The sequence below is a fragment of the Rhizobium sp. PRIMUS64 genome (genome assembly GCF_023006465.1).
GTDB lineage: Bacteria > Pseudomonadota > Alphaproteobacteria > Rhizobiales > Rhizobiaceae > Rhizobium > Rhizobium leguminosarum.
The window spans coordinates 1-12,686 of sequence record NZ_JALBGX010000051.1 but is presented as its reverse complement, the minus strand read 5'-3'; the positions used below and the strand labels follow the sequence as shown (position 1 = coordinate 12,686).

The window sequence follows — 12,686 nt, the reverse complement described above, 5'->3', positions numbered from 1 at the left end:
CCTCGCCCGCCCTTTTGCAATTCGCCGCTTTCCAGTTCGTCGGGCGACATTCATGAACCCAACTCATAAGCCCATGCCGATATCACCGGCTAATCGATACCAGCCTTTGCCCTTAGGTTACGATCAAACCTGAGGAGGACATCCGCATGATCAAACGCAAGCTCGGCCAAAGAGGCCCTGACGTTTCGGCGATCGGTTTCGGCTGCATGGGGCTGAACTATCATCGCGGACCTGCGATGGAGCGTGGCGATGCCATTGCGCTCTTGCGGGCGGCGCATGAGCGGGGCGTGACCTTCTTCGACACGGCAGAGGCCTACGGGCCGTTCACCTGCGAAGATCTCGTCGGCGAGGCGCTGGCGCCGATCCGTGATGAGGTGGTGATCGCGACGAAATTCGGCTTCAGGGATGGCCGGCCTGATGTGGGCCTGGATAGCCGGCCGGAGCGCATCCGTGTGGTCGTCGAAGAGGCCCTCACGCGGCTACGCACCGATCGCATCGATATCTTCTACCAGCATCGGGTCGACCCCGACGTGCCGATCGAAGAGGTGGCAGGCACGGTCAAGGATCTGATCGACGCCGGCAAAGTGCTGCATTTCGGCCTCTCCGAAGCCGATGCCGACTCTATCCGCCGCGCCCATGCCGTGCAGCCCGTCACCGTGTTGCAAAGCGAATATTCGCTGTGGTGGCGTAACCCGGAACGGGAAATCCTGCCCATCCTCGAAGAACTCGGCATCGGCTTCGTGCCCTATAGCCCGCTCGGCCGCGGCTTCCTCACCGGCAAGATGGACGAGAACACCAGTTTCGAAGGCGGCAACGACCACCGCAAGACCAATCCGCGCCTTTCGGCCGAAAACCGCAAGGCGAACCAGCCGGTGGTCGATGCGATCGAGGCGATCGCCGCTCGCAGGAACGCGACTGCGGCCCAGATCGCCATCGCCTGGCTGATGGCGCGCAAGCCCTGGATCGTCCCCATTCCCGGCACCACCAAGCTGCACCGGCTGGAAGAGAATATCGCCGCCGCCGACATCACCTTCACATCGGAGGAACTGGCCGAGATCGACGCGGTCTTCTCAGGCATCGAGGTCCACGGCGATCGCTACTCCGCAACATCGGCAGCCCGCGTCACGCGGTGAGCCGAAGGCCAATGCCCGTTGGCCCCCAGTCGCTGACGTCTTCGAGAAACCCGCAAAAACGCCCGCGAGAAATCGCGGACGGTTGCATCATCGTGTGGCACCCGCCTCAGGCGCGGATGATCAGTCCTGGCTCTGCAGGCGGTCCATCACCTGGAGCAGCAGATCGGCGCAGGCCTTCATCGGTTCATCCTCGGCGCATTTGAGATCGATCTGGGTATTCCCGTCTTCAATCCGGAAATGGGCTGCCTTGGACGGCGGTGGTGGCGGCGGGCGATGACCGCGGAAACCACGGAAGCCCATGTCGCCTCTCCGACCATGCCAGCGGTAATCGGGGCGATCTCCCGGCCGCACATCCGGCCGGTCCGTCATCTGCTCATCGTCATCAGAGGCAGACGGAGATGGCGGCGGAGGCGGCGAGCCGGGTTCGGCCGCTGCCGGTGGAGTTCCGGCGGATGGCGGAGCGGGCGGCTGTTGGGCGAAGGCGGTGCCAGCCAGTGCGGCAAGGGCAAGGCCTGATAGGAGAAGTCGTTGCATGAGAAGCTTTCCTTTCGGAGTTATGAGGCGTGTCTGTAAACACCGCAGCGCGGCTTTGGTTCACGCCCGTCAGGGCCTGTGATCGAAATCGGCAAACCGTCTGTGCGGCGGACCTTTCGGCGGTCGCAGCGCTTCGGTTCGTCCGTCCTGGCGAACGAGGTAGCTTGCATGCACGAAGCCATCGTCGAAGCGACCCTGCACGGTGACGGCTTCATCGGGGGTGACGAGAGCGCGACCCTCGCCGGCCCGGCCCGTTTCAACAAGCGCCCTGCCGCTGTCGTCCTGCAGCACAAACTTGTTGCCGTAGATCTCGGCGACCTTGCCCTTGATGGTGACGAGGCTGGTGGCCGGCATGGCCGAAATCGCCACGGGCGTCAGCGGCGCCATTTCAGGCGTGGGACGCATCATCTTCACGGCGCCGGCGCCCCCGGCAGCACCGATGACAAGCGCCACGGCGGCCGCGATCACGGGGATCGCCAGCCGGCGCCGGCGGTATCCTGGCGGCATAGGCGTGGCGGCGCCTTCGGGATGTCCGTTGTCCTGGTCTTCATCAGGCATATATCTGCTCCTTGCTTCAGTAATGGCGGCAATCTAACCGCCACACCCCCTCGCCTGCCTGAACCTCTCCGTTCAGATTGAGTTAAGCTCGGCCCGATAGTTTTGGCCCGTCCCCAGAGATACCCTTCGATGAAAGCCCTGCCCCATGCGCGTACTGCTCGTCGAAGATGACGAAGACCTCAGCGGCCGGATCGCCGCCGTGCTGCGATCGGAAAACTTCGTCGTCGATATCGCGCGCAACGGCGAGGACGCCCTCCATGCGGGGCTGACCGAACTCTTCGATGTCGCAATCCTCGACCTCGGCCTGCCGAAGATCGATGGCGTCAGCGTGCTGAAGGGCTGGCGCGAGGGCGAACGCAACCTGCCGGTTCTGGTGCTGACGGCCCGCGACGGCTGGCCGGATAAGGTCTCGAGCTTCAAGGCCGGCGCCGACGATTTCCTCGCCAAACCGTTCAAGGTGGAGGAACTGGTGCTGCGCCTGCGCGCCCTGGTGCGCCGGGCGTCCGGCCATGCCGCCTCGCGGCTCGTCTGCGGCGCACTGGTCTTCGATGCGCAGCTCGGCACCTTCGAGCTCGACGGACTACCGCTGAAGCTGACGGCGCTGGAATGGCGGGTGCTCTCCTGTCTGATGTTGCGCAAGGAGATGATCGTCGACCGGCGCGAACTCACCGAGCGCGTCTATGACGGCGGTGCCGAAGTCGACTCCAATTCCATCGAGGTCATCATCGCCCGCCTGCGCAAGAAGCTCGGGGCCGATCGGATCGAGACGGTGCGCGGCCGCGGCTATATGCTGACGGCGGCAGTGGCGCCATGAAGGCCCCGTCCCTCAAGCCAAGATCGATCGCCGGCCGGCTGCTGATGTTTTCCGGCATCTTCGTGACGCTGGCGCTCGCTGTGGCCGCCATCGTGCTCTGGCTGGCGCTGAAAACGGTGGTGCGCGAGCAGGTCGACCAGCGTTTGGACATCCAGATCGGCGCCCTTGCCGGAGCGGTGACGCGCGACGCTGAGGGAAAGATCGCCCTCTCCACGCCGCTCGATGCGCCGCCTTTCGATCGCCCCTCCTCAGGCTGGTACTGGCAGATCGACGACGGGCGGCAACGCCTGACCTCCCGCTCGCTGATGAACGGCACGATAGACGCACCGCCGCCACGGCAGGACCTGCGCCATGTGCTGATGGGCATGCCGACATCAGGCAGGGGCGGTGATCGGGGAAGAGGGCCGCTCTACCTGCGCCAGGCCATCCGCAGCGTCGACGGCATGACGCTGACGATCACCGCGACGGCGCCGATGATCGCCCTCGTCGGCCCGGCGCTCCGCGCGCTCTTCTGGCTTGTGCCCTGCATGCTGCTGCTCGGCCTCGTGCTGATGGCCGGTACGCTCTGGCAGATCCGCTTCGGCCTGCGCCCCCTGAAATCCATGGCGGCCAATATCGATGCCATAAACCGGGGCGAACGCGCCCGCCTGCCCGATGAGGCGACCGTCGAGCTTACGCCGCTCTCACTGAAAACCAACACGCTGCTGGCGGCCAACGAAGAGCGGCTGGCGGCAACACGCATGCAGTTCGCCAACCTTGCCCATGGCCTCAAGACACCGGTGGCGAGCCTGCTGCTGGCGCTCGACGAGAAAAACGATCCGCAAGGCGGATTGCGCAGCCTCGCGGCCCGGATCGACAACAGGATCAAGCACCACCTCGCCGCCGCCCGCCGGGTGATGGCCTCGTCGGACAATGTCGCCAGCACTGAGATGGCGGCATCGGTCGCCGATCTGCACCGGGCGATCGGCCAGATCCACGCCGAACGCAAGATCGCCTTCGACACCGATATCGCCCAAGGCCTGCGGGTCGCCTGCGACGAAAGCGATGTCGAGGAAATGCTCGGTAACCTGATCGACAACGCCTTCAAATGGGCCGCCTCCCGCGTCACCCTCCGCGCCCGCCGCGACGGCCCGACCGCCCGCATCACGATCGAGGACGACGGCCCCGGCATCCCCGCGGACCGCCTCACCGCCGTCCTCCTGCCGGGCGTTCGCGAAGACGAACGCGTCCCCGGCAACGGCTTTGGCCTCAGCATCGTCAACGAGCTTGCGGGGCTTTATGGTGGGTCTCTGGTGCTGGGGGCGAATGAGGCGGTGGGGTTGCGATGTGTGCTGTGTTTGCCGGTGGCGGTGCGATTGGCGCGGTAGGGCTTGGGCTGGTTCGATAGAAGGTGAAAGTGCCGCGGAGTGATCAGCGTCTTTTGGGTTCTCATCATTTGTCACAACGCTCTCCCGACTACGACCTCGTACGGATTACAAATATTCGTGCCTTGCTGCGAGTGACAGGAAGCAAATAGGTGAACCAAGACCGTCAACCATTCAGCCCTGCGACGGAAATACAGACCGTGAAGATGCCATGTCGATAACCTTTCGGGATTCTCTGCGTTGCCAACAAAGTTGTAAACGTCATCACGCGTTCCCATCAAAAGCGCGCGGATATCCGTGGCATCGAAATAATCATCGCCGTATTCGGCCATCGCATAGCAATAGCCAATTTTTGCAATCATCATTGCGAACGGACCATTGATAAACGGAACCCTAGTCCTGACATTTTCGAGACCGTTGCCCCCTAAGCTGAAGAACGCCAGCCGTGGATCAACAAGAGTAGCCCCTCGATCGATTCCAACTAAGAGCCCCGCCTGACTAAACTGCACTAGCGAGAAATGTTTCGGGTAGTCCTCGATCGGGAAATCAAGGCGTTTTCCCTCCTCGCCCATCACCGAATCGCCTGCAAAGACCTCAGGCATATGTCGCGCGTCGCGCGGTCCGCTACCTTTCGACTTGCCACGGAGACCTAATAGCAACCTGGGGACTTTAAGGTCGACATTGAGCGCTTGGTTCTCGTATTCTTGATTGGAGCGCGTAGCGCATTCTTTGCAGGAACCGTAGCGTATCACCAAGGAGCCATTGATAGCTTCGGGGATGATGTGCTCGTCGGTGAGTTCTGCCTGCGTAAACGCTTTTCGGCAAAAGACACATCTTCCGTCCAGATAGTAATTCTGCTTCCGCATTACCAAAGAGCGCATGCCGGAAGCAATACAACTTATCAGACGATTCTCATAATTGTTGCTTCGTGCAAAACGGCCTTTACTGTACTCTCAAAATAAACTGTGCACCCGCTATCCAAATCGTCCCATTGACTCCCGTCGATTTTAGGGACCATCGATCCTCTTCTTCGAAAAGAGCCCAGAGCCAGCCCTACTGACCGTCGCATCCGCCAGCCGGCCGTTTCGGGGACAAGCCGCATTCCCGCAACTGCCGTCATTCCACCACGCCAAACATAGGTCCATACCCACCATGCCAGGACCAGTCGTTACGGCCCATCTCGGAATTGTAGATCCCCACCCCTCGCCCGCCATCCAGAAACAAGGCATCGGGGCATTTCAGATGGTCGCGGAAGAGCCGCGCGAAGTCGTGGAAATTTGCCCCGTTTTCGCTGATCTCGAAGCGCGCCGCCGCTGCAGGCTCCCACACCGCTCTCGCGGGTTCGGTCCGTCGATCCCCCAATGAAAAGGTCGGAAATGGCGTGCTGAGGGTGAACGTTGTCAAACAACCAGACCTTGCGGAAAAGGCGCGCTTGCCAATTCTCGAACGGCTTGTCAGTAAAGGTTATTCCGCCGGACGCCGCCGTTCTTTTCCTGTTGCCGGGCGCCGCGTTCCGCGCGGGTTGCGCAGACCCGAGGCGGCGACGATGGCGAGACATCGGCCCAGTCGGCCTGCAGCCTCGGGAAGAGTTTGCGCTTGTCATCGACCAGAGGCGGCGGCGTGATTCCCATGCGCCGCATTGCAGCGAACAAATCGCCAAGTCTGTCGTAGCCGAGATTGGGCTTCGCCCACAGCGCGAGCAGGACAGGTTCGGCAACAGCACGCCCTGATGAGCCGACCCGGCACAGGCCTTCGACGCCTGCGCCATTGACCGAAGGCAGAGATGCGCGCGGATTGGCGAGGTAGGGCAAAGCGCCGGGGCCGAGATCGCCGAGCCGGCGCAAGAGCGGCTCCGCCTCCCAAAGCCAGTGGTCGTTGTCGGCAGCAGCATAAACCGACAGAAGACGGGGGCCGAGTTCCACGAATTTGTCCGGCGGCAGGGCGGCTGCCAGGCGGGCCAGAATACGGCCGCTCTCCCGTGCCGAAGAACGCAATCGCCCTGTCGTCGCGGCTGCCCGCTCAATGCCCGTCATGATCGCGTCGGCACGGGAGGTAAGCGCGTCGGTGCTATTGATGAGGACATCGACCTGCCATTCGGTGACCTTGGCGGCCGGATCGGCGATCATGGCGTCGACATTGGCAATCTGGCGCGCCAGGGTCGCCTCCTCTGTCGCAGCGATCTTCGCCAGGATGACAGCGCTATCGCTTCCCACCCGGTTCTCGACCGCCACGGGCTTGAGGCCGAGAGCCCGGGCGAGCGCCGTGGAATCGCCCTTGTATGGGCTATCGCCCGAGAAGATGGACGTGAATCCGTTTCGCGTGAATTGCGCGCTGCAGTCCCATCTCGGCGCTCCGGAGTTGAGAAAGCATCCGATGATCGGCATGGGTATCCAGCTGAGCGGTGCAGCCGTACCTCCGAGAAGCTGGAAGCGTCGACCGTCCGGCATGGTGATCGTCGTCGTGATCCGTCTCACCGGTAGGCTTTTCTCGAATTCCTTCGTCTCCTCCTGACTGACGGTGACGATGGGCAGCTGTGGCTTTTCCGGCATGGATAGATTGCAGAAACGATTTTCCGTGCGCCTGTCGTCAAGTGCTTCGCCGTCATGGAAATCGAGCGCTTGTACGAAGGCCGACTGCAGCGCGCGTGTGGCGCGGACTTTGGCGCAAACCGCGCTGTCGATCATCCGATCGGACAGATATCCCTCTGGAAAGTTGGGATTGACGGAGTAAGCGACCGGTAGGGCGAAATTCTGGGTTAGCCACGCCCCATCCCACGCCCCGCCTTTCGCGAAGACCAGCGCCTGGCGAGCGGGATCAAATCCGGTCACGACCTGCGCATTGGCGGAATCCGTGCGGCTGGCGAGATCACGCAAGGCGAAATGATCGAGCGCCGCAGCCGTCCAGTATCCTCCGTAAAAGATCAGCGGCAGCAATAGCCACAGACGCGACACGCGCCCGACAACCGCCTCGATGGCAACGCCGATCATGCTGGCATTAACCAGCACGATCGACCAGGCCATGGCGAACGCGAACATCAGAAAGATGCCTGTGAACGGTATGGCCTGAAGCACGAAGACGCCCCCCGTCACCACAAGGCCGACAAGCGAGATCGGGAAATATCTACGCATCTGTTCTCCACCCGCAATGACCGGGATATCGCCGCTTCCCATAGCAGGTTGGGAGAAACCCTATCAGAGACTCACGCCTGGACCATGAACGGCAAGGCTCAAATTTTCAGTATCCCTTGAGGGCGTACTCCCTTGAAACATTGGGGGAAACGGTCGACGCGAGGGAGTTCGGAGACCCGATCATCCGAAGAGGCACCGAAGCGGAGCGAATGGCGGAGGCTGCAAGCCCTGTAACCGCAAGCGAAGCGCTATAACTCCCTTCTGGCAAGCTCGTCCGCCAGAATCCAAGCCTCGTCAAGGAGGGCACGAAGTTCATCGTTCTCCTGCAGAAGCGGGCTACCGTCGCGTTGCACAACGAGGTCATTCAGAGAACCCGTGCCGCCAAACATCTCCCTGAAACGGCGCAATCCCCAGGTGTCAGAGTTTTCGACAGCCCGCAGACATGTCTCGACATGGCTCGCCCAAAAGACAGCGTCGTTGGCCGCAAGCAACAGTGCAAGCTTCCTGAGAACGGCAGCGAATCTGGCGACATCGTGATGTAATTGCATGCCGTCTTTTAACGCTAAATCTCATTGCAGCAAAAGATAACGGGCGTCCCTTCTTTGGTTGCCATCGCAACAGCCGCTTCTGAAGCCTGCTCTTCGCGACCTATGGCTGAAGCGATGCCGATCATCGCCGCTCTCGCTGAACGTCTTTCGCCTCGCCTCTGCCTTGTTGCTCGCGTATCGTGGACGGACGATTCGCCGTCCGCAAACGAGGGTGGGCATGAACGAAGCATCAAAGGAGAGCGCGATGACGGACGCCAAGAGCGGCATTTCTGGACTACGGCCGCATATTACAGTCATTGGCGTCGGCGGCGGTGGTGGCAATGCGATCAACAATATGATCGCGGAAAAGCTGGCGGGCGTCGAATTCGTCGCTGCGAACACGGACGCTCAGGTGCTGGCCACCTCCAAGGCGACGCGCCGCATCCAGCTTGGCGCGAATGTGACGGAGGGTCTCGGCGCCGGTTCGTTGCCGGAGGTCGGCCATGCGGCTGCCGAAGAGTCGCTCGATGAGATCATGGATCACCTGGCCGGCTCGCACATGTGCTTCGTCACCGCCGGCATGGGCGGCGGCACGGGCACGGGTGCTGCACCTGTCATCGCCCGCGCTGCGCGTGCCGCAGGCATCCTGACGGTTGGCGTCGTCACCAAGCCCTTTACCTTTGAAGGCAACCGCCGCATGCGGATGGCGGAAATCGGCATCGAGGCGCTTCGCCAGGCGGCCGATACGGTCATCGTTATTCCCAATCAAAACCTCTTCCGAATTGCTGATGCAAAAACGACGTTCGCCGATGCTTTCATGACCGCCGACCGCGTGCTGTATGCGGGCGTCGGCTGCATTACCGACCTGATCGTCAAGGAAGGCCTGATCAACCTAGATTTTGCCGACGTGAAGTCGGTCATGTCAGGCATGGGCCGCGCCATGATGGGCACTGGCGAAGCCTCCGGTGAAAGCCGCGCAATGAAGGCGGCGGAAGCGGCAATTGCCAACCCGCTTCTCGACGATATCTCGATGCGGGGCGCCAGGGGCGTACTGATCTCGATCTCCGGCGGTTCGGATATGACGCTGTTCGAAGTGGATGAGGCGGCAAGCCGCATTCGTGACGAAGTGCAGGAAGACGCCGATATCGTCGTCGGCGCGATCTTCGACCGCAGCCTCGACGGCAAGTTCCGCGTCTCGGTGGTAGCGACCGGTCTGGAAGGCAGCCCCCTGCCCGCATCCGCGCCTCACGCCGCCGAACAGATCCAGACGCGCACGCTGCAGTAAGCGCAGCGGCGCGACATATCCGAGCACGACAGCCTGCCGCGTCTTTTCAGACGCGCGGCGCTGTCGTGCTTCAATGTCCTGCGCTCCGGCGAAATCGCCGCGATCACCGGTCGTTGATCGTCGGAAGGTGCGTTTCGACCTCTACGCGGCGCTTGTCATCCAACGGCTCAATGTGCTTCTGCCAGAAGGCCTCGGCCTCCGGCGTGTCATCATCCCAGTGGCGGATCTTGACGATATTGTCATCGATTTTGGCCAGCCGTTTGCCGCCAAGCCGCAGGTATTCGTCCGCCAGTTCTTTCGATCGGGTCGTTTGCATGTCGTGCTCCTCCATAGGCGAACCGAAAGGCCGATCGTCATTACCGGGTTGGCCGGCAATCGGCATCCCCGTTATCGGCGCTTCCGCGCCTTCCTGTTAAACAGTACGGCGGGATCATGGTTCCAAATCATCGGCCGAGACCGGTCCACGCGGCCGGCTGAAGGCGTCGGCCGCCATCCATGTTCCGCACGGCCCGCCGCTCTTGCTGCCAGGACAGCCGGAGACGCCTCGTACTGGCAGGAGAGCGGCCTTGTCCGCAACGACAAGACTGCATACGTCGGGGCGATCTTCGACCGCAGCCTCGACGGCAAGTTCCGCGTCTCAGTGGTAGCGACCGGCCTGGAAGGCAGCCCGCTGCCCGCATCCGCGCCTCACGCCGCCGTTAAAGGCCCCGCCGTGAAGAGAACGGGCGGGGTCGGCATTCGAGCGGTAAGGAATAGAACGCCGTGCTTGCTTTCGGACGCACAAAGGACGCTCTAACACTTTCAATCCTCGCATCGTGCTTTCCGAAAATCGATTCCGATTTTCGGGCTGATGCGCTAGATGAACAGGACGTCCGAGATATTGTGCACCACGGAGATTTCGTCGATCCCGGTGTTGGTGATGTAGAGATTATCCGCCGCTGAATCATAGACCACGTTGGTGATCAAGTCGTCTCCCGGTATGGCGATGTTGACGTCGACCGCTGTCTTGACCCCGGTTTCAAAGTCGAAGGCCGTCCCGATATGCTCGCTGCTGGAGGAATCGCCGAAGAAGAACGTGCCGTCGACGGCAAAGCCGTAGCCGAGCCCGCCGGCCGCGAAGGTCTTGGATTCGATCGGGTTGAGCGTGTCGGGATCGATCTTGGAGACCTGCCAGGTAGCATCATCGATGCGGCCGACGACGTAAATGCCGGTCGAATCCTGCATCGTATTGACGGCCGTGTATCCACCCCAGTCGAACGTACCCGCCCCGTTCTTACCGATAAGGCCGGGAATCGGGTCGCCCTTCTGATCGAGCGATCCGTCGGCGGCATCCCACTTTGCGAGATAGGTCTGATCGGGGAAAGGGTCCTCCTCGCCTCTCGCCTCGTTGGTTCTTCCGATGATCTCGCCGCCGCGGACCGAAAAATAGGTTCCGCCGATGTCATATTCGCCCTTGTCATAGTCGCCGAGAGAGATGGCGCCGCTGGCGTTGTCGGCTTCAAATGCGGCTGCGTTGTCGTAAATGCTCACCATGGAACCATCTGGGAAACCATGGCCGGAACTGACGTAATACTTGCCGGTTAGCGGATCGATCGCGACCCCCTGGAGTTCGTAATGGTCCAGGAAGGGGCGCACCACATCCGCCTGGGCCTCGACATGATTGGTGTTCAACGACTTCCCGTCCGTCACGCCGTCGACGGTCAGCGTGATCACGCCGGCATCCGCGTGACCGGCGCCGTCGGAGACCTTGTAATATTGGAGTTTCTCCGTGATATGCTCGCCGTCGTTGAGGCCCGCCTTTACGGCCGGATCGAGATCGTAGGTGAAGCTTCCATCTCCTGCGAAATGGAAGGTGCCGAATTCACCCGCCACGTCGGTTGTCTGCCCTTGCCCCTGACCGGCAGGAATGCTCGTGCCCTCGACCGAACGCAGGAAAAGCGTGCCCGCCTCTCCAGCGTGATCATTGGCAAGCACGTTGCCGGCCATCTCGCTTCCTTCGCGGAACGAGAAGGCGTCGTCGACCGCGACCGGCGGGCTCGTGACCCCGTGAATGTCGAGCGTGAAATGGCCGACATCGGTATTGCCGGCGCCGTCGGAGATTTTGTAGCCGATCGTCTCCGTCAGCGTCATTCCGTCAACGAAGCCCGCCTTGGCCGCCTCGTTCAGCGTATAGGTGTAAGAGCCGTCTGCCTTGACGTGGAACGTGCCGTATTCACCCTCGATATCGGTAATCGCACCATCCTTCTTGGCAAGCACCCTCTCGCCGTCGAAGAAGTTGAGAAACATGTTGCCGGAGCCCCCTGCCAGATCATTATCCAGCAGATTGCCTGAGATCACATCATTCTCGGAAGCGCTCCTGACATCATCGACCGCCACAGGTTTTGCAAGCACTGCCATGGATATCTCCTTCAAGCTCCATTCGCCTTGGTCTATCGGGAGGAAAGCAGCTGAAACCGGGTCGGTCAATAAATTTTCTAGCAGGAGTGGTATTTTAGGCTTTCACAGCTTTGTCATGCTAGCAAGCCCGAAGCGGCGCCCAAGACCGCGGCAGATATGAATTCATTGAAATCCCCCATCCGCGCGGCTCAAATCTTGGGCGCGCCTATCCACAGAATGACTGCAGATTTGTCGGGACTGAGGCGATGAAGATCGCAATATCATCGATCGACCAATTGCCCTCGCCTCAGCCCACCAACCCCTTGATCTTCGCCGTATCCTCCGCCGTCGCCGGGTTGTACACCACCATGCTGAGATCCGGCCGGCCATCCACCTGGAAAACGGAATATTCGAAAGCGAGTGGGCCGAGGATGGGGTGTTTGATGTGTTTGGCGCCCTCACCGTGGCTGCGCACGTCGTTGTCGCGCCACATCGCCAGGAATTCGGGGCTCTTGCGGCAGAGTTCGTCGACGAGGGGCTCGACCTCGGCCGCGGCACCCGCGCGGGCCGCATCCACGCGGAAGGCGGCGACGACGAAACGGGCAACACTTTCCCAGTCGTATTGGGCGGCGCGCACGCGCGGATCGAGGAAGATGAAGCGGAGCACGTTGCGCTCCTCAGGTGGCAGCGCGCCGTAATCGGTCAGAAGCACGGTTGCCGCCCGGTTCCAGCCGACGACGTCCCAGATCGCAGTGCGGATCAGCGCCGGGCTCGGGTCCAGCGCATCGAGCACGCCCTGCAACCTCGGCGTCACGCCCTCTTGCCTGTGGTAACGCACCTCGGGCGGGCGGCCGAGGCCGATGAGGAAGAGATGCTCGCGCTCGACATCGGTCAGCATCAGCGCGCGCGAGATCCGGTCGAGCACGTCGGCAGACGGCGCACCGCCGCGCCCCTGCTCCAGCCAGGT

General features: G+C 61.8%; 12 protein-coding genes and 2 pseudogenes. 5 read left to right on the top strand and 9 right to left on the bottom strand.

Features of this window, described 5'->3' with window-relative positions; all coding sequences use genetic code 11:
- The first annotated feature begins 146 nt into the window (after nt 1-146).
- Nucleotides 147-1,133 carry an aldo/keto reductase gene (locus MOV76_RS20250; protein ID WP_247265155.1) on the top strand — a complete coding sequence of 329 codons (987 nt, stop codon included), beginning with the start codon at nt 147-149 and terminating at the stop codon, nt 1,131-1,133.
- A gap of 120 nt (nt 1,134-1,253) precedes the next feature.
- On the opposite strand, the gene MOV76_RS20245 is transcribed toward MOV76_RS20250, so the two are convergent.
- Both MOV76_RS20245 and MOV76_RS20240 read right to left on the bottom strand, forming a co-directional pair.
- On the bottom strand, nt 1,254-1,667 hold the full coding sequence (locus MOV76_RS20245; protein ID WP_247265154.1) for a hypothetical protein: 414 nt from the start codon (nt 1,665-1,667) through the stop codon (nt 1,254-1,256).
- Between the two features lie 69 nt (nt 1,668-1,736).
- Nucleotides 1,737-2,225, bottom strand: a complete 489-nt coding sequence (locus MOV76_RS20240; protein ID WP_247265153.1) for a hypothetical protein — start codon at nt 2,223-2,225, stop codon at nt 1,737-1,739.
- A 145-nt stretch (nt 2,226-2,370) separates the two neighbouring features.
- On the opposite strand from MOV76_RS20240, the gene MOV76_RS20235 reads away from it, so the two are divergent.
- Both MOV76_RS20235 and MOV76_RS20230 read left to right on the top strand, forming a co-directional pair.
- Nucleotides 2,371-3,039 (top strand): response regulator transcription factor, encoded by a 669-nt coding sequence (locus MOV76_RS20235; protein WP_247265152.1) that lies wholly within the window; start codon nt 2,371-2,373, stop codon nt 3,037-3,039.
- Nucleotides 3,036-4,406 (top strand): HAMP domain-containing sensor histidine kinase, encoded by a 1,371-nt coding sequence (locus tag MOV76_RS20230; protein WP_247265151.1) that lies wholly within the window; start codon nt 3,036-3,038, stop codon nt 4,404-4,406. Before MOV76_RS20235 ends, MOV76_RS20230 begins: the two co-directional genes overlap by 4 nt.
- Nucleotides 4,407-4,477: 71 nt before the next feature.
- Here the strand turns inward: MOV76_RS20230 and MOV76_RS20225 are convergent, their stop codons facing one another.
- The 4 genes and pseudogenes from MOV76_RS20225 to MOV76_RS40360 form a co-directional block, all read right to left on the bottom strand.
- Nucleotides 4,478-5,269 carry an HNH endonuclease gene (locus MOV76_RS20225; protein WP_247265150.1) on the bottom strand — a complete coding sequence of 264 codons (792 nt, stop codon included), beginning with the start codon at nt 5,267-5,269 and terminating at the stop codon, nt 4,478-4,480.
- 250 nt (nt 5,270-5,519) lie between these two features.
- Nucleotides 5,520-5,766: pseudogene (locus MOV76_RS20220) on the bottom strand (hypothetical protein); the annotation flags it as partial.
- A gap of 91 nt (nt 5,767-5,857) precedes the next feature.
- Complete coding sequence (locus tag MOV76_RS20215) at nt 5,858-7,531, bottom strand: hypothetical protein (RefSeq protein ID WP_247265149.1); 1,674 nt, start codon at nt 7,529-7,531, stop codon at nt 5,858-5,860.
- Nucleotides 7,532-7,779: 248 nt separating this feature from the next.
- Nucleotides 7,780-8,079, bottom strand: a complete 300-nt coding sequence (locus MOV76_RS40360) for a DUF6966 domain-containing protein (protein ID WP_408987998.1) — start codon at nt 8,077-8,079, stop codon at nt 7,780-7,782.
- Nucleotides 8,080-8,323: 244 nt separating this feature from the next.
- On the opposite strand from MOV76_RS40360, the gene ftsZ reads away from it, so the two are divergent.
- Nucleotides 8,324-9,343 carry a cell division protein FtsZ gene (gene ftsZ / locus MOV76_RS20210; protein WP_012758070.1) on the top strand — a complete coding sequence of 340 codons (1,020 nt, stop codon included), beginning with the start codon at nt 8,324-8,326 and terminating at the stop codon, nt 9,341-9,343.
- A 103-nt stretch (nt 9,344-9,446) separates the two neighbouring features.
- Here ftsZ and MOV76_RS20205 read toward each other — a convergent pair whose 3' ends face one another.
- Entirely contained in the window at nt 9,447-9,725 is a 279-nt protein-coding gene (locus MOV76_RS20205; protein WP_018074348.1) for a hypothetical protein, read from the bottom strand.
- 204 nt (nt 9,726-9,929) lie between these two features.
- Between MOV76_RS20205 and MOV76_RS20200 the strand changes: the two are divergent.
- A pseudogene (locus MOV76_RS20200) lies at nt 9,930-10,139 on the top strand (cell division protein FtsZ); the annotation flags it as partial.
- Between the two features lie 59 nt (nt 10,140-10,198).
- Here MOV76_RS20200 and MOV76_RS20195 read toward each other — a convergent pair.
- On the bottom strand, nt 10,199-11,740 hold the full coding sequence (locus tag MOV76_RS20195; protein WP_247265148.1) for an Ig-like domain-containing protein: 1,542 nt from the start codon (nt 11,738-11,740) through the stop codon (nt 10,199-10,201).
- Nucleotides 11,741-12,026: 286 nt separating this feature from the next.
- On the bottom strand, nt 12,027-12,686 hold a 660-nt coding region (locus MOV76_RS20190), incomplete at its 5' end, for a helix-turn-helix transcriptional regulator (protein ID WP_247265147.1).

Bases quoted from the DNA above. Each gene is read 5' to 3' on its own strand.
- MOV76_RS20240 (WP_247265153.1), bottom strand. From the start codon at position 2,225: ATGCCTGATGAAGACCAGGACAACGGACATCCCGAAGGCGCCGCCACG.
- MOV76_RS20245 (WP_247265154.1), bottom strand. From the start codon at position 1,667: ATGCAACGACTTCTCCTATCAGGCCTTGCCCTTGCCGCACTGGCTGGC.
- MOV76_RS20225 (WP_247265150.1), bottom strand. From the start codon at position 5,269: ATGCGGAAGCAGAATTACTATCTGGACGGAAGATGTGTCTTTTGCCGA.
- MOV76_RS20195 (WP_247265148.1), bottom strand. From the start codon at position 11,740: ATGGCAGTGCTTGCAAAACCTGTGGCGGTCGATGATGTCAGGAGCGCT.
- MOV76_RS20230 (WP_247265151.1), top strand. From the start codon at position 3,036: ATGAAGGCCCCGTCCCTCAAGCCAAGATCGATCGCCGGCCGGCTGCTG.
- MOV76_RS20215 (WP_247265149.1), bottom strand. From the start codon at position 7,531: ATGCGTAGATATTTCCCGATCTCGCTTGTCGGCCTTGTGGTGACGGGG.
- MOV76_RS20205 (WP_018074348.1), bottom strand. From the start codon at position 9,725: ATGCCGATTGCCGGCCAACCCGGTAATGACGATCGGCCTTTCGGTTCG.
- MOV76_RS40360 (WP_408987998.1), bottom strand. From the start codon at position 8,079: ATGCAATTACATCACGATGTCGCCAGATTCGCTGCCGTTCTCAGGAAG.
- ftsZ (WP_012758070.1), top strand. From the start codon at position 8,324: ATGACGGACGCCAAGAGCGGCATTTCTGGACTACGGCCGCATATTACA.
- MOV76_RS20250 (WP_247265155.1), top strand. From the start codon at position 147: ATGATCAAACGCAAGCTCGGCCAAAGAGGCCCTGACGTTTCGGCGATC.
- MOV76_RS20235 (WP_247265152.1), top strand. From the start codon at position 2,371: ATGCGCGTACTGCTCGTCGAAGATGACGAAGACCTCAGCGGCCGGATC.